This window comes from Enterococcus plantarum (genome assembly GCF_001730295.1).
GTDB classification, from domain to species: Bacteria; Bacillota; Bacilli; order Lactobacillales; family Enterococcaceae; genus Enterococcus_L; species Enterococcus_L plantarum.
In genome coordinates this window covers 1-16,264 of record NZ_MIKA01000023.1, presented here as the reverse complement: position 1 = coordinate 16,264, position 16,264 = coordinate 1, and the positions used below count along the sequence as shown (strand labels likewise).

The 16,264-nt window shown below is 35.7% G+C and carries 14 protein-coding genes; 12 read left to right on the top strand and 2 right to left on the bottom strand.

Annotation, left to right across the window (positions count from 1 at the left end):
• Positions 1 to 8 precede the first annotated feature (8 nt).
• Entirely contained in the window at positions 9 to 968 is a 960-nt protein-coding gene (locus BCR22_RS08345; RefSeq protein ID WP_069654480.1) for an aromatic acid exporter family protein, read from the top strand.
• A gap of 140 nt (positions 969 to 1,108) precedes the next feature.
• On the top strand, positions 1,109 to 1,612 hold the full coding sequence (locus BCR22_RS08340) for an HD domain-containing protein (RefSeq protein WP_069654479.1): 504 nt from the start codon (positions 1,109 to 1,111) through the stop codon (positions 1,610 to 1,612).
• A 54-nt stretch (positions 1,613 to 1,666) separates the two neighbouring features.
• Here BCR22_RS08340 and BCR22_RS08335 read toward each other — a convergent pair whose 3' ends face one another.
• The gene (locus BCR22_RS08335; protein WP_069654478.1) at positions 1,667 to 3,034 is read right to left on the bottom strand and encodes an MATE family efflux transporter; all 1,368 of its coding nucleotides are present in this window, start codon (positions 3,032 to 3,034) and stop codon (positions 1,667 to 1,669) included.
• 317 nt (positions 3,035 to 3,351) lie between these two features.
• Between BCR22_RS08335 and BCR22_RS08330 the strand changes: the two genes are divergently transcribed.
• The 5 genes from BCR22_RS08330 to recQ all read left to right on the top strand — a co-directional run bounded on the left by BCR22_RS08330 (position 3,352) and on the right by recQ (position 9,820).
• The gene (locus tag BCR22_RS08330) at positions 3,352 to 4,623 is read left to right on the top strand and encodes a voltage-gated chloride channel family protein (protein ID WP_069654477.1); all 1,272 of its coding nucleotides are present in this window, start codon (positions 3,352 to 3,354) and stop codon (positions 4,621 to 4,623) included.
• A 52-nt stretch (positions 4,624 to 4,675) separates the two neighbouring features.
• The gene (locus tag BCR22_RS08325; RefSeq protein ID WP_069654476.1) at positions 4,676 to 4,954 is read left to right on the top strand and encodes a UPF0223 family protein; all 279 of its coding nucleotides are present in this window, start codon (positions 4,676 to 4,678) and stop codon (positions 4,952 to 4,954) included.
• A gap of 1 nt (position 4,955) precedes the next feature.
• Positions 4,956 to 5,729 carry an inositol monophosphatase family protein gene (locus BCR22_RS08320; protein WP_069654475.1) on the top strand — a complete coding sequence of 258 codons (774 nt, stop codon included), beginning with the start codon at positions 4,956 to 4,958 and terminating at the stop codon, positions 5,727 to 5,729.
• Positions 5,730 to 5,951: 222 nt separating this feature from the next.
• On the top strand, positions 5,952 to 7,778 hold the full coding sequence (gene typA / locus BCR22_RS08315; RefSeq protein WP_069654474.1) for a translational GTPase TypA: 1,827 nt from the start codon (positions 5,952 to 5,954) through the stop codon (positions 7,776 to 7,778).
• A 254-nt stretch (positions 7,779 to 8,032) separates the two neighbouring features.
• On the top strand, positions 8,033 to 9,820 hold the full coding sequence (gene recQ / locus BCR22_RS08310; protein ID WP_069654473.1) for a DNA helicase RecQ: 1,788 nt from the start codon (positions 8,033 to 8,035) through the stop codon (positions 9,818 to 9,820).
• A 53-nt stretch (positions 9,821 to 9,873) separates the two neighbouring features.
• Here recQ and BCR22_RS08305 read toward each other — a convergent pair whose 3' ends face one another.
• On the bottom strand, positions 9,874 to 10,653 hold the full coding sequence (locus BCR22_RS08305; RefSeq protein WP_069654472.1) for an ABC transporter ATP-binding protein: 780 nt from the start codon (positions 10,651 to 10,653) through the stop codon (positions 9,874 to 9,876).
• Positions 10,654 to 10,811: 158 nt separating this feature from the next.
• Here BCR22_RS08305 and BCR22_RS08300 point away from each other — a divergent pair, with 158 nt between their 5' ends.
• From BCR22_RS08300 to BCR22_RS08280, 5 genes are all read left to right on the top strand, one after another.
• Positions 10,812 to 11,381: a YceD family protein gene (locus BCR22_RS08300; RefSeq protein ID WP_069654471.1), complete on the top strand. Its 570-nt coding sequence runs from the start codon at positions 10,812 to 10,814 to the stop codon at positions 11,379 to 11,381.
• Positions 11,382 to 11,437: 56 nt separating this feature from the next.
• Complete coding sequence (rpmF, locus tag BCR22_RS08295) at positions 11,438 to 11,617, top strand: 50S ribosomal protein L32 (protein ID WP_010763436.1); 180 nt, start codon at positions 11,438 to 11,440, stop codon at positions 11,615 to 11,617.
• A gap of 246 nt (positions 11,618 to 11,863) precedes the next feature.
• Positions 11,864 to 13,285: an NADP-dependent phosphogluconate dehydrogenase gene (gene gndA, locus BCR22_RS08290; protein ID WP_069654470.1), complete on the top strand. Its 1,422-nt coding sequence runs from the start codon at positions 11,864 to 11,866 to the stop codon at positions 13,283 to 13,285.
• Positions 13,286 to 13,433: 148 nt separating this feature from the next.
• Entirely contained in the window at positions 13,434 to 14,120 is a 687-nt protein-coding gene (locus BCR22_RS08285) for a response regulator transcription factor (RefSeq protein ID WP_010765234.1), read from the top strand.
• 5 nt (positions 14,121 to 14,125) lie between these two features.
• A complete protein-coding gene (locus BCR22_RS08280) occupies positions 14,126 to 15,628 on the top strand; it encodes a HAMP domain-containing sensor histidine kinase (RefSeq protein ID WP_069654687.1) in 1,503 nt (500 codons plus the stop codon).
• The last annotated feature ends 636 nt before the right edge of the window (positions 15,629 to 16,264 follow it).

The following is a 16,264-nucleotide window of genomic DNA, read 5'->3' as shown; positions in this document are numbered from 1 at the left end:
GCGGTCAAATGAAAATTGGATTACGAACAATCAAAACAGCAGTAAGTGCGATGTTGTCAATGATCGTTGCTGAAAGTTTAGGCTTATTATATCCAGCTTCTGCTGGAATAATTTCTGTATTGAGCGTCACAAACACGAAAAAAACGTCATTGTTAACGGGAATTTATCGCCTACTTTCATTAGCACTAGCTACTGTAATTGCCTATTTATGCTTTTCTATTTTAGGATTTAATGCTTTAGCATTTGGCGTTTATTTGCTTTTATTTATTCCAGGAGCTGTTTACTTTAAGCTTTCAGATGGTATCGTAGTAAGTTCTGTTTTAGTGACGCAATATCTTGTCGAACAAGATTTATCTTGGTCGATCATCGGAAATGAGTTTTTATTAATGACGATAGGTGTTGGATTTGCTTTAGTGATGAATTTATACATGCCAGATACAGAAAAACGATTGAAAGAAGATCAAGAAGTGATTGAAACGATGTTTCGTAAAATATTAAATAATATGGCATCCTACTTGAATCAGCATGTTAAAGAAAGGGATTTATTCGAAAAATGCAATGACTTAAAGGCGTTTATTCGAACAGGAGAAAATTGGGCGAAAAATCATTCAGAAAATCAGCTGATTTCTTCGAATCATTATTATATAGAGTATTTTACGATGCGACGGTTGCAAAGTAATAGCTTGAAAGATATGTTGCGGATTTTAGAAAACATTACAGTTGAACCTGAACAAGTTGGAAATATTCAAGAATTGTTGCAATATACAGCTGAAACATTTGCAGAAAATAATGATGGACAAGATATTTTAGACCGAATCGACCAAGTATATGAAGTTTATCGAAAAAAAGAATTACCTAAAACTAGAGAAGAGTTCGAAAATCGTGCTCAGCTGTTTCAATTTTTACGGGTATTTCAATCGTTTATAGAAATCAAAGCTGAATTTTCGAAACAGCAAAATGGCAAATAAAGAAGTATATTTATAAAGTAAATATTAAAGTTTCGTTACGCCATTGAAAAAACCTAGTATTTAGAAAAACAAGGTGCTATACTTTCAGCAAGTAAAAAAAACAGAAACTTTAAGTCTCTAAAAAGGTGGAACCAGAATTAATGACTGAAAAATGGCGTGAAGATCAAGAATATATGTCTTATGTGGAAGATTTGTTGGAAACGGAAGAAGTACAGCGTTTAGGAAATTACACGCAGCATGTTCACTCAACTCGTTTAGATCATTCAATCAGTGTTTCTTATTATAGTTATAAATTAGCTAAAAAGTGGAATGGTGATGCTAGAGCAACAGCTCGTGCTGGATTGTTGCACGACCTATTCTATTATGATTGGCGTACAACGAAGTTCGACGAAGGAACTCATGCTTATATGCATCCAAGAATTGCAGTGAAAAATGCTGAGAAACTAACAGAACTTTCAGACTTAGAACGCGACATCATTATTAAACATATGTGGGGCGCAACAATTGCTCCTCCAAAATACAAAGAAAGCTATATTGTTACAATGGTTGATAAATATTGCGCGGTTAAAGAAGCCTCTGAACCAATGACTAACTCAGTTAAAGCGAAATGGCGTCACTATTTCCCTAGAAAACAATCTGTATAGCATAAAAAAACGATCGATTTTCTTTTGAGAATCGGTCGTTTTTTTTAAGATCACTTATGAAGACTTTAGTTTAGTTTCAATTAATTGTTTATGTTCTAATTTTTTTAGTCGCTTGATCGCTTTAAAATAAGAAGCAAGTAACACAATTACAGAACCTGCCCAAGCTAGTGGAGATGCTAGTGCTGCACCGACAAAACCTAATGAAGCAGTTAAAATAATGGCGGCAAAAGAACGCATGACCAACTCCATAATACCAGCTAGCGTTGGAATCACACTTTGGCCAAGACCTTGCAATGTATAGCGAATAATAAATAAGATGGCTAAAAGCCAATACATACTACCGTTGACATTAAAATAAATTTGTGAAAGATTGAGTACCTCTGTTTCTTTTGAACTGACGAAAAGAGTCATTAAATTTTGACCAAAGAGAATCACGATTCCACCCGCAAGTAGGCTAAAACCAATACTCATCACCAGACACTGATTAACCCCTTGTAAAATTCGTTTGTATTTTTTTGCTCCATAGTTTTGGGCAGTAAAGGTCGCCATTGCGATTCCAAAGGACATCATAGGTTGTGTTGCAAATTGTTCGATTTTCCCTGAAGCAGCTTGTGCAGCGACAACATCAGTTCCTAAACTATTTAAAGCCGCTTGTAAAATGATCGCGCCAATAGCAATGATCGAAGACTGAAAAGCCATAGGTAAAGCAATATTCAAATGAGCTCGAAACTCATGTTTATCTATCGAAAAATCTTTTTTTCGTAATTGAAGATTAGGAATTTTCCAGCGAATATAGATAATACATAGTAGACTAGATACAATTTGAGCTGTAACAGTTGCAATTCCGGCTCCCGCGACCCCCATATGAAAGGTAAGAATCAGCATCAAATCTAGTACAACATTGATAACACTAGCAATGATCAAAAATAAAAGGGGCGTACGACTATCTCCTAGGGCTCGAATCACATTTGATAATAGATTGAATGCCATTGCAGCAAAAATACCGATAAAAATAATTGAGATAAAGGTTTGGGCATCATCAATGATTTCGGGTGGTGTTTGCATAAGATGAAGCATTGGTCGAACAAAAACCAAGCTCAAAATAGTTAAAACAATCGTTACGACCCCGCTAATGATGATTCCAGTAGCAAAACTCTTCTTTACCCCTCGGTAGTCTTGTGCGCCAAAACGCTGTGACGTTAAAATGGAAAGACCAGCTGTCAAACCTTGCGCAAAACCAATGATCAAAAAAGTAATACTACCAGTTGAACCAACTGCCGCTAGAGCATCTTTTCCTAACGTTTGCCCAACGATGATCATATCCGCCATATTGTAAAACTGTTGGAAAATATTTCCGATCAATAATGGAATCGTAAAGAAAAAAATCAATTTTGCAGGATTGCCATGTGTTAATTCTTTCAATGAAAACATCCTTTCATTTTGAGAGAACAATCCGTTTGTCGACTTTCTCTACAGTTTTTTTCGAAGACAAGAATAATGTATAGAGTAAATAAAGTAAAACGATTAAATTTTCTTTTTTATAGTAGCATAATATTGAGGTATTGCAAGTGCTTTATAGGGGAAAGTCAGATTTCGTTCAAATGAGTCTTTTTTGACCTTTATAGGATAAACTCATAATTTTTTTCTCGTTTCTTTTTATAAAAATTGTTATAATTAATCAGCGTGGTTCTAAGTAGTGACAGCATGGGAAGTTAATGTATTTTATAAGGAGTGATCGAATGAAAAAGGAATTAAACATGCCGCTAAAAGTGAGCATTTATATGGTTAAATGGTTAATGATTGCTTCTTTGATTGGATTAGTAATGGGTACGTTATCAGCATTTTTCTTAAAAAGTTTAGATATTGTGACGCAAATTAGAGTAGATAATTCTTGGCTATTATTTTTACTGCCAGTCAGTGGGGCAATTTTTGCGTTTCTTTATAAGAAATTTGGAGGGAATTCAATAAGAGGAAATAATCTTGTGATTGATCAAGCAAATGGGGAACAGGAAAATATTCCCTTACGCCTCATTCCATTGACGCTATTTGGTACAATCACAACCCATTTATTTGGTGGGTCAGTTGGTCGTGAAGGAACTGCTGTACAGATGGGGGGGACGGTAGCAGATACAATCGGGCGTCTCTTTAAACTAAATAAAATTGAACGGGAAATTGTCATTATCAGTGGCATCAGTGCTGGATTTAGTTCTGTTTTTGGGACACCTTTAGCCGGGACACTTTTTGGGCTAGAGGTTTTAGTGATTGGGCGTCTAAGATCAGATGGACTTTTTCCGAGTTTTTTTGCTGCTATTTTTGCAAATTTTGTAACTGAGTCGCTGGGTATAACGCATACACATTATGCTATGGGACCGATTCCAGAATGGTCATTACTGATATTTACCAAAATAATAGTTGCCGGTATTTGTTTTGGCTTAGTCGGTTGGCTTTTTAGTCGTTCGATAGTCTGGGTTAAAACAATCTATACGAAGTGGTTCGCAAATGTTGTTTTACGAAACTTCATCGGAGGAATTATTGTAGTGGTTGCTGTTTTTATTTTTAAGACACAGCGTTATCTTGGGTTAAGTTTACCATTATTGAAAGACGCCTTTTATGGAGAGAATCACTGGTTTGATTTTATTGGGAAACTATTTTTTACAGTGTTGTCATTAGGGGCAGGGTACCAAGGTGGAGAAGTGACACCTTTATTTGAAATTGGCGCAACACTAGGCAGTAGTTTAGCTTTAATTCTGCACTTGTCGATTCCATTTTTGGCTGGATTAGGTTTTATTGGTGTTTTTTCAGGTGCAACGAATACGCCGATTGCTTGTTTTATCATGGGAATCGAACTTTTTGGGAGTGAAGCCGCCTTATATTTCTTTATGATTTGTTTGATCAGCTACATGTGTTCAGGGAATGCTGGAATTTACTCAGCTCAAAGAGTAGAGGTAGAAAAAGGTGTTTTGTTCTTGCCTATATGGACAAATTGGCGAAATAAGAAAAGAAACGAATGAACTGTAGAAAAATATTCTTAGCCTATGATAAACTAGAAAATGAGGTGAAAGCATGAAAGATTATCAATACCCATTAGATTTAGACTGGACAACAAACGAAATGGTAATTGTGACCAACTTGTGGTCTGCGGTAGAACAAGCGAACGAAACCGGAATCGACACTAAAGTTTTTTTGAAAACGTACAAAGAATTTAAAACAGTAGTTAGAAGTATTGGAGAAGAAAAACGGTTAGGCAACGAATTTCAAAAAGCATCCGGATACTCGTTATATCGAACACTTCAACAAGCAAAAAAACAAGAGTCAGGCAGATTGAAACTAGGAGCTGATTAAAATGACAAACGAAAAAATGATCATTGAAATCAAAGAATGGTTAAAAGAGGCAGCAGACTATATTCGAGTTAACTTAACTAATGAACTTGACGTTTCACAAAAATCAGGCAGAACTGACTTAGTAACCAATATTGATGAAGAGACGCAATTATTTCTTATCAAAAAAATAAATCAGCATTATCCAAACGATCGAATATTAGCCGAAGAAAAAGGGTTTAATAGCCTCGATTCTTTAAATGGTCGTGTTTGGATCATTGATCCAATTGACGGTACGATGAATTTCGTGATGGAGCATGAAAATTTTTGTATTATGATCGCCGTTTATCAAGATGGTGTTGGACAATTAGGTTTTATTTATGATGTGATGAAAGATGAGTTATATTGGGGAGAAAAAGATCACGGCGTCTTCCAGAATGATAGAAGGTTACCACAACCAAAAGATGCAGCTTTGTCAGAAGGGTTAATTGGGATGAATGCATATATGTATCGTAAAAATATATACTCTGCTGGAGAAATCGGGCATGCAAGTATGGGAATCAGAGTTAGTGGTTGTGCAGGAGTAGAGTTGATTGCTATACTTAAAGGCAATCATATCGGGTATATCTCCAATTTGAGTCCATGGGATTATGCCGCAGGACTGGTGTTGATAAATGAATTTGGATTTAGTTACTCTAATATAGAAGGAAATCCCTTAGCATTTGATAAACGAGAGTATTTTATAGCAGCAACACCCAAAGCTTATACCGAAATGCAGGAAAAATTTATTCATAAATAAATAATAGGTTTTCATTATGTCGAAGAAAAGAGATACTATTTCCACAGAAAACATTGCTTTTTTTCAGTAAATATGGTATTTTTTCAAAAAAAGGCAATAAAATATGAAGTTTTCAGAACTTTTGAAAGCTTTAGACTATATTTCATGAAAAAAATTTGGTATAATAAACAGTCGGATTTAATGAACAAGTGACGTAAGGCAAAAGGATAAGGAGCAATTACATTGAAATACAGAGAAGATATTAGAAACGTGGCAATCATCGCCCACGTCGATCACGGTAAAACAACATTAGTAGATGAACTTTTAAAACAATCAGATACTTTAGATGGACACACGCAATTACAAGAACGTGCAATGGATTCGAATGCGATTGAAAGCGAACGTGGAATCACGATTTTAGCTAAAAATACAGCAGTTGATTACAAAGGCACTCGGATCAACATTTTAGATACACCTGGACACGCGGACTTCGGTGGTGAAGTAGAGCGTATCATGAAAATGGTTGACGGTGTAGTTTTAGTTGTTGATGCCTATGAAGGAACAATGCCTCAAACTCGTTTCGTATTGAAAAAAGCATTAGAACAAAAAGTGACACCAATCGTTGTTGTAAATAAAATAGATAAACCTTCAGCACGTCCTGAACATGTTGTTGATGAAGTCTTAGAATTATTTATCGAATTAGGGGCAGATGATGAGCAATTAGATTTCCCAGTTATTTATGCATCCGCATTAAATGGAACTTCAAGTGATTCTGACAACCCAGAAGATCAAGAACCAACAATGGCCCCAATCTTTGATCAAATCATCGAACATGTGCCAGCTCCAATTGATAATTCAGATGAACCATTACAATTCCAAGTATCATTATTAGACTATAATGATTATGTTGGACGTATCGGTATCGGCCGTGTGTTCCGTGGAACAATGAAAGTCGGCGATCAAGTTGCCTTAATGAAATTGGATGGTAGCGTGAAGAATTTCCGTGTTACTAAAATCTTTGGTTTCTTTGGCTTACAACGTGTTGAAATCAATGAAGCAAAAGCAGGCGATTTGATTGCTGTTTCTGGTATGGAAGATATTTTCGTTGGTGAAACTGTTGCTGACGTTGCAAATCAAGAAGCATTGCCAATTCTACACATTGACGAACCAACATTACAAATGACATTCTTAGTTAATAACTCTCCATTTGCTGGTCGTGAAGGTAAATATGTCACTTCACGTAAAATTGAAGAGCGATTAATGGCAGAATTACAAACAGACGTATCATTGCGCGTAGAGCCAATCGGTCCGGATTCATGGACGGTATCTGGTCGTGGTGAATTGCATTTATCAATTTTGATTGAAAATATGCGTCGTGAAGGATATGAATTACAAGTATCTCGTCCTGAAGTTATTGAACGTGAAATTGAAGGCGTAAAATGCGAACCGTTTGAACGTGTTCAAATTGATACTCCTGAAGAATACATGGGTAGTGTTATCGAATCATTAAGCCTCCGTAAAGGCGAGATGCAAGATATGATCCACACTGGTAATGGTCAAATTCGTTTGATTTTCTTAGCGCCAGCTCGCGGTTTGATTGGGTACACAACTGAGTTCTTATCAATGACTCGCGGATATGGTATCATGCATCATACATTTGACCAATATCTACCAATGATTCAAGGAACAATTGGTGGACGTCATCAAGGTGCGTTGGTTTCAATTGATACTGGTAAAGCAACGACTTACAGTATTATGAGCATTGAAGAACGTGGAACAGTCTTTGTAGAACCTACAACTGACGTATACGAAGGAATGATCATCGGTGAAAATAACCGTGATAATGACTTGACTGTAAATATTACAAGAGCAAAACAAATGACTAACGTTCGTTCTGCTAATAAAGACCAAACATCTGTAATCAAAAAAGCAAAAATTCTTACATTAGAAGAATCTTTAGAATTCTTGAATGAAGATGAATATTGTGAAGTAACGCCAGAAAGCATTCGTTTGAGAAAACAAATTCTTAATAAAAATGAACGTGAAAAGGCAAGTAAAAAGAAAAAATAAGTTTTAATCATATAAAGAAAGGACAGAACTTAATCAGTTTTGTCTTTTTTTTGTGGATAACTTTTAATGAATAACGTAAAAAAATGCGTATGCTATTGCAGAACCTTTGTTAATTAGCCGTTTTTAATTTTAAGGAAACTAGCACTATGTTTCACACAACCCGAATTGTTTCACAAATTAAGGAAATCCTTCCTTGTATTGCCTAATAGTGCGTGCTAAAATAACAACCAGACACAAAGAACGGAGAGAATTTCATGATTGACATCAAAGGCTTACTAAAAGAAAAATTTGGATATGACGAGTTTCGTCAAGGACAAGAAGAAATCATCAATCATGTTTTACATAAAGAGAATGTTTTAGGTATTATGCCAACTGGTGGGGGGAAGTCTATTTGTTACCAATTGCCTGCACTCTTACTAGAAAATCTGACGTTGGTTATTTCGCCGTTGATTTCATTAATGAAAGATCAAGTGGATGCGTTGAATATGATGGGAATCCCTGCAACATTCATTAACAGTACAATTACGCAACAAGAGATGAACAAGCGGGTTCAAATGGCAGTTAATCGTGAGGTCAAGCTTTTATATGTAGCTCCTGAACGACTGGAATCATTTGATTTTCAGCAATTATTATTACATGTGCCAATCGATTTATTGGCAGTAGATGAAGCGCATTGTATTTCTCAATGGGGACATGACTTTCGTCCAAGTTATTTACGCTTAGCAGCGATTATTGAAGAGTTTCAACAACAACCTTCAGTGATTGCCCTTACGGCAACTGCTACACCTCAAGTAGCAGAAGATATTCTTGATCAACTACACATCCCAAAAGATAATCAGGTACAGACTGGTTTTGCGCGTGAGAATCTATCTTTTCAAGTTGTTAAAGATCAAAATCGAGATTTATTTCTTTTAGAGTACTTAAAGTTGAACCAAGGACAATCAGGTATTGTCTATGCAAGCACTCGAAAAGAAGTTGAACGGATTTACCACTTACTACACAGTAAAAAAGTAGCAGTAGGTATGTACCATGGCGGCATGAACGAAGGAGACCGAAACCACAATCAAGAAGAGTTTTTATTTGATAAAATTCAAGTGATGGTTGCTACAAATGCTTTTGGTATGGGCATCAACAAAAGCAATGTGCGCTTTGTGATTCATGCGCAAATTCCCGGAAACATCGAGTCATATTATCAAGAAGCTGGACGAGCTGGTAGAGATGGGCTCCCGAGTGATGCTATATTACTTTACGCACCTCAAGATCTTCAAATTCAGCAATATTTTATTGACCAATCAGAAATGACGATCGATTATAAGCAAAAGGAATACATGAAATTAAGAGAAATGTCTCAATATGCAAATGCACAAATGTGTTTGCAAAAGTTCATTTTACGTTATTTTGGGGAGAAAGGTTCTGATTGTGGTCGCTGCTCTAATTGTTTAGATGAACGTGAATTAGTCGATATCACAGTAGATGTTCAAAAAGTTCTTTCTTGTGTGAAACGAATGGGTGAAAAGTTTGGTAAGGGATTAGTAGGAAAAGTTCTGACGGGTTCTAAAGATCAAAAAATCGACCAGTGGCATTTTGATCGTTTGCCTACTTATGGTTTAATGAAGGATCGAACACAAAAAGAAGTGAATCAATTAATCGATTATTTAACAGCCGAAAGATATTTAAATCCCTCTGATGGACAATATCCCCTGTTATCTGTTTCGCCTATAGGGATTCAAGTTTTACTAGGTAAACAGACAGTCTTTAGAAAAGAAGATCAACGTGTTCGCAAAGTTGTTGTGAATGATGGGCTTTTCGAAACACTAAGAGAATTACGTATGGATTTAGCACAAGAAGCAAGTGTACCGCCATATCTAATTTTTTCCGACAGCACCTTGAAAGAAATGTGTGAAAAGTTACCTAAAAGTTCAATTCAATTATTGCAAGTCAAAGGTGTAGGACAAAATAAGTTAGAGAAGTACGGAGAAAAATTCTTAGCAGCAATAGAGTCATTTAAACTGACTGAAACAAAAGATGTTACGACGTTGTGAAATTGGAGTAAAAAGTTAGAGCGAAGCTCTAACTTTTTTAGCCTCCATTTCTATTATTTAGGATAAACAGCAAAACGTTTATCCTTTAAAGGAATAATTTGGATCGGTTCAGCATAAAAATTAGCGAAATTTTCTTCATTGAATAGTTCAGATTGTGTTCCTTTAGCAAAGATTTCGCCATCTTTCAACAGCATCAGGTGATTGAAACATGGCAGAATTTCCTCAGTATGATGGGTAACATAAAGCAATGTAGGGCGATTTTCTTGTTCAGATATATGCTGTATTTGAGATAAAAGTTTTTCTCTAGCAAATAAATCTAAGCCATTACAAGGTTCATCTAGGATCAATAATTCTGGGTTTGCCATCAAAGCTCTAGAAATCAAAACCAATTGCCGTTCTCCTTGAGATAAAACAGCGTATTTTTTTCCGATAAGCGATTCACCGCCAGCATTTTTTAAAATCATTTTGGCTTGCTCTAGCTCTTTATTCGAATAGTCTTGGTAAATACCAATACTAGCGAATTTACCAGATAGAACAATTTTCTCTGCTGTCTCGCCATTTTTCATGCGGTACTGCAAGGCAGTACTGACCCAACCGATTCTTCGCTGTAGCTCGGGTATGGAGGCCTCGCCGAATACTTGGTTTAGAACCACCAGTTGCCCCTTAGTTGGCCATAAATACCCACAGATCAATTGCAAAAGCAAGGTCTTTCCCGCGCCATTTAATCCAATGATAGCCCAATTTTCGGATGTTTCAATAGACCAATTCACGTTATGTAACAACATCTGTTTATCCCGAATAAATGAGACGTTTTTAAATTCAAAAGCTTTCATGCTAACTCCTCCTTTGCCTTATTTTACCACTAAGAATGATGAATAGAATAGTAGTAGCTGAAAAAAATTGAAAGAAGAAAACACTGTCAAGAAAATTTCATTGACAAAGCTTTCAAAGCCTTGTATAATTGCTTTTGTTGCGTTATGAGGTGATGAATATGAAATGGTCTTTACTAGAACTAAACAAATACAAAGACGAACCCTGTGAATTTTCGGAGACACTTGATTTAAAAGCGTCTTTGATGAAAAGAGATAATCTTATTCTAGATGTTAGTCCCGTCAAAGCAACCGGGATACTAAATGTAGGAAAAGAAGAGTACTTGCTTCACTATAAAATCGATGTTATTGTAACAGTTCCATCTTCACGTTCTTTAGCACCTGTTCCTCTTACACTTTCGATTGATGTTGATGAGGTATTTATGACTCTGGAACAATATCAGCAAAGAGATGAACGTTTGGCGGATGAAGAAATCATCTTGTTGGAAAAACCAACAATTGATTTAGATGAATCAGTCGAAGATAACATTCTTTTGTCTATTCCAATTCAAGTGTTATCAGAAGAAGAACAAACAAGCCAAGATATGCCGAAGGGCAATGACTGGGAAGTTCTCTCAGAAGAAGAGTATGCACAAAAAAGACAAGAAGAAGCACAACAAACTATGGATCCTCGTCTTGCTAAATTATCCGAATTGTTCAGTGAAACATCTGATGAGGACGATAAGCAGTAAGATTGGAATATATCGTGCATTTTATGCACACATCTTTACAAGGAGGTGGAACACCAATGGCAGTACCAGCTAGAAGAACTTCAAAAGCTAAAAAGGGCAAACGCCGTACTCATTACAAATTAACGATTAAAGGCTTGAACGCATGTTCAAACTGTGGTGAAATGAGAAAAAGCCATCACGTCTGTCCAGCATGTGGTCATTACGATGGAAAAGACGTAATCTCTAAAGAAGCATAAAAAACATTTTTTTGAAAATGTTAAAATCCCCTAGGCTAACCATGGAGCCTAGGGGATTTATTTTGCTTAAGAATAACTGATTTGATCGACAATTTTCTTTAAATGTCTAGATTCTAAAAAAATTAACAAGAATAAATCAAATTAATCGAACTATTTTGTTTTCATATCAAGCATTCTACGTTATAATGATGTAGATTATAAGAAAATTCTAATGAATTTTTTTCAAAGATAGTGGGAGGATACAAGATGACAAAACAACAATTTGGCGTAGTCGGAATGGCCGTAATGGGAAAAAATTTAGCCTTGAATATCGAAAGTAGAGGATACTCAGTAGCTCTATTTAATCGTACAGGTTCAAAAACAACGGATGTCGTTGAAGAACATCCTGATAAAAATTTCAAAGCGACTTATACAATTGAAGAGTTTGTAGACTCTATTGAAAAACCGCGTCGTATTATGTTAATGGTTCAAGCTGGTTTTGCAACAGATGCGACAATTCAAGAACTGTTACCTCATTTAGATAAAGGAGATATTTTGATTGACGGCGGGAATACATTCTTTAAAGATACGATTCGTCGAAACGAAGAACTAGCTAATTCAGGAATCAACTTTATCGGTACTGGTGTATCTGGCGGTGAAGAGGGCGCGTTAAAAGGACCTTCAATCATGCCCGGTGGTCAAAAAGAAGCGTATGAACTAGTTGCGCCAATTCTAGAAAAAATTTCAGCTAAAGCAGAAGACGGTGAACCATGTGTGACATATATTGGTCCAAATGGTGCAGGTCATTATGTTAAAATGGTACATAACGGAATCGAATACGGAGACATGCAACTGATTGCGGAATCATATGATTTAATGAAAAATATTCTTGGTGTATCTGTTGATGAGATGGCCGAGATTTTCAAAGAATGGAACCAAGGTGAACTAGATAGCTATCTTGTAGAAATCACGGCAGATATCTTAACTCGTAAAGATGACGAAGGAACAGGAAAACCAATCGTGGATGTGATCATGGATGCTGCTGGTAATAAAGGAACAGGTAAGTGGACTAGCCAAAGTGCTTTAGATTTAGGTGTTCCACTACCATTGATCACAGAATCTGTTTTTGCTCGCTTCATTTCTGCTTATAAGGATGAACGTGTGAAAGCAAGCAAAGTTCTAGCTAAGCCTGAAGCACCTGCTTACCAAGGGGACAAGAAAGAATTAATTGAAAAAATTCGTGAAGCTCTTTACTTTAGTAAAATCATGAGCTACGCACAAGGATTTGCTCAATTGCGCGTAGCTTCAGAAGATTATGATTGGGACTTACCTTTTGGTGAGATTGCCAAGATCTGGCGTGCAGGATGTATCATTCGTGCTCAATTTTTACAAAAAATCACAGATGCGTATGATAAGAACCCAACAATCGAAAACCTACTATTAGATGAGTATTTTATTGATATCACGAAAAAATATCAACAATCAGTTCGTGATGTTGTGTCGATCGCTGTTCAAGCAGGCGTTCCAGTACCGACATTTGCTTCTGCAATTGCTTATTATGATTCTTATCGTTCTGAGCGTTTACCAGCAAATCTGATTCAAGCGCAAAGAGATTATTTCGGTGCACATACGTATCAACGTATTGATAAAGAAGGTACTTACCACTATAGTTGGTATAATGAACAATAATAGGATGGAAAACCATGGGATTCAAAGGCTTCTCATGGTTTTCTCTCTGCTACAAGAGGTAAATAGGTTGTTACTAGCTTTTTGGAGTAAAAGTGGGTATAATGGGTAGGCTTTAAGATAGCTTTTAAAGAGAAAGGACAAATAACCAATGAGTAATATTCTAATTATTGAAGATGAAAAGAACTTGGCACGTTTTGTAGAATTGGAGCTGAAACATGAAGGTTACACTACGGAGGTTCACTACAATGGACGTACTGGTTTAGAAGCGGCTTTAAATAATGATTGGGATGCTATCCTTTTAGATTTGATGTTGCCTGAATTGAATGGGCTTGAAGTTTGTCGCCGTGTACGCCAAGTCAAAAATACACCAATTATCATGATGACGGCAAGAGATTCTGTTATTGATCGAGTATCTGGTTTAGATCACGGGGCGGATGATTATATTGTAAAACCATTTGCTATAGAAGAGTTGCTAGCACGTTTACGTGCCTTGCTTCGCCGAATCGATATCGAAGGTGACAAAAATGTAGCAAAACAAACAACGATTACGTATCGTGATTTAACAATCGAAAAAGAAAATCGCGTTGTTCGCCGTAATTCGGAAATGATTGAATTAACGAAACGTGAATATGAATTATTATTAACTTTGATGGAGAATGTCAATGTCGTATTAGCCCGTGATGTCTTATTAAATAAAGTTTGGGGTTATGAAACAGAAGTTGAAACCAATGTGGTAGATGTTTATATCCGTTATCTACGTAATAAAATTGATGTTCCAGGCGAGGAGAGTTACATTCAAACTGTTCGTGGAACAGGTTATGTGATGCGCTCGTGAAAATAATAAAAAAAGCAACAAAAAAAGAACTGAAGGGGCCTTCTTTGACAATCAAGTGGGCTTCTGCAAGTTCTTTCTTCATATTTGTTGTATTTACTATATTTGCAGTGATCACTTATAAATCTTCTGTTAAGCTTATCGTTGAAAAGGAACGTGAAAATGTAGAAAGGACGATTTCAGAAGTAGGCAATCGTTTAGCCAATTCAGATGGGAATTTAACTATATCGGATGTTTACGAGAAACTAAAAACACCTACCGTAGATGAAAATGAGTTAGATAGCAAAAAAGTCTCTGTAGAGGGGTCATTGATGGAAATGGACACAATGCTTTCTGAATTGGGACAACCAGCATTGTTTTTGTCTGTTTACGATACAAATGGCACATTAGTATTTGAGACTCAAAAAGTTCAAAGTCAGTTGCAAAAAAAACAGAAACTAGAGCCTGAAATCAAAACCTTAGATGATAGAACGGGTTTTTTGATTATTCAACCTGTTTATTCAAAAGAGAATAGAGAACAGATCGGGTTCATTCAGGCTTTTTATGAGTTGTCTTCTTTTTATGATATTAGAAACCGTTTATTATTGACGTTAGTCGTTTTAGAGATCATTTCATTCATATTAAGTAGTATACTTGGTTTTATTTTGTCTTCCTATTTCTTAAAACCCTTGAAAGTTTTACGAGATACAATGGACACGATTAGAAAAGATCCACAGTCGGATATTCATATGCCGGATATTCATTCTAATGATGAATTGGCAGACCTTGCGGAGATTTTTAATGAGATGTTAGACCGCATGAGACGATACCTTGAACAACAAGAACAATTCGTTGAAGATGTTTCTCATGAGTTACGTACACCTGTTGCAATTATTGAAGGTCATTTGAATCTGTTGAATCGCTGGGGGAAAGAGGATCCAGAAATATTGGATGAATCTTTGGAAGCTAGTCTACAAGAGATTGTAAGGATGAAGAGTTTAGTACAAGAAATGTTAGATCTATCGCGTGCTGAGCAGGTAGACGTTCAATATTCAAATCATACATCAAATGCTAAACAAGTGGTGTACCAGGTCTTTAACAATTTTAAAATTTTATACCCAGATTTTGTTATTACTTTAGATGATGACTTATTACACGAAGTGACCTTAGGTATTTATCGGAATCACTTTGAACAGCTTCTAATCATCATTTTGGATAACGCTGTAAAGTATTCAACATCTCGAAAAGAAGTTCACATTTCAATCTCAAAAACATTAAATGAATTCGAAATTGCGATTCAAGATTTTGGTGAAGGAATTCCAGAAAAAGATTTAGAGAAAATTTTCAACCGTTTTTACCGAGTGGATAAAGCAAGAGCCCGCAATAAAGGCGGAAATGGATTAGGATTATCAATTGCTAAGCAACTTGTAGAAAATTACAAAGGAAGAATAGATGCGGAAAGTGTTGTTCACCAAGGAACGATATTTAGAATCTATATTCCAATCGTAAATAAAAGCGAAATAAAAGAGTAGGAGGCTAAACTCTTACTCTTTTATTTTTATTTTTGACGAATAATAGATCATTTATAATAAAAAATGTTACAGGAAAAACGAATACTCACGTGAACTATAGGCTGTTTGTTCGCTAAGAAAAAAAGAATGTAAAATAGACATTTTCTAGTTGCATTTTACAATAAGTATTGTTATATTTATTAATGTTCTGATGATAACTGGTTGCTTGAGTTAAAGCGAAAAAATAATTTTTTTTCTGCTTGACGAAAAGAATATAATCATGATAGAATAACAAAGTTGTTAATTCAAAACGACAAAAAAACTTAAAAAATCAGGAAGAAAGTTGTTGACAAATAACAAACAACCTGGTAAACTAATGAAGTTGTCACGAAACATTCGATAACATCGAGCAGAAAAAAACTTTGAAACTTTTTTTAAAAAAGTGTTGACATCGAATCGAAGATTTGGTATGATATAAAAGTTGCTGCGAGGTAATACAGTAGACCTTTGAAAACTGAACAAAGTAAGACGAACCAAATGTGTAGGTTGTTTTTACAACGGTAAAAACAAACAACAATTTTTAACAAAGCGAAGCAATATGCTAGCAAACAAATGAGCTTAACAATCTTCGGATTGTGTTCAACTTTTATTATGAGA

Coding starts and splice junctions, on each gene's coding strand:
- BCR22_RS08345 (WP_069654480.1), top strand. CDS start 9: ATGAAAATTGGATTACGAACAATCAAAACAGCAGTAAGTGCGATGTTG.
- BCR22_RS08340 (WP_069654479.1), top strand. CDS start 1,109: ATGACTGAAAAATGGCGTGAAGATCAAGAATATATGTCTTATGTGGAA.
- BCR22_RS08330 (WP_069654477.1), top strand. CDS start 3,352: ATGAAAAAGGAATTAAACATGCCGCTAAAAGTGAGCATTTATATGGTT.
- BCR22_RS08325 (WP_069654476.1), top strand. CDS start 4,676: ATGAAAGATTATCAATACCCATTAGATTTAGACTGGACAACAAACGAA.
- BCR22_RS08320 (WP_069654475.1), top strand. CDS start 4,956: ATGACAAACGAAAAAATGATCATTGAAATCAAAGAATGGTTAAAAGAG.
- recQ (WP_069654473.1), top strand. CDS start 8,033: ATGATTGACATCAAAGGCTTACTAAAAGAAAAATTTGGATATGACGAG.
- BCR22_RS08305 (WP_069654472.1), bottom strand. CDS start 10,653: ATGAAAGCTTTTGAATTTAAAAACGTCTCATTTATTCGGGATAAACAG.
- BCR22_RS08300 (WP_069654471.1), top strand. CDS start 10,812: ATGAAATGGTCTTTACTAGAACTAAACAAATACAAAGACGAACCCTGT.
- rpmF (WP_010763436.1), top strand. CDS start 11,438: ATGGCAGTACCAGCTAGAAGAACTTCAAAAGCTAAAAAGGGCAAACGC.
- gndA (WP_069654470.1), top strand. CDS start 11,864: ATGACAAAACAACAATTTGGCGTAGTCGGAATGGCCGTAATGGGAAAA.
- BCR22_RS08285 (WP_010765234.1), top strand. CDS start 13,434: ATGAGTAATATTCTAATTATTGAAGATGAAAAGAACTTGGCACGTTTT.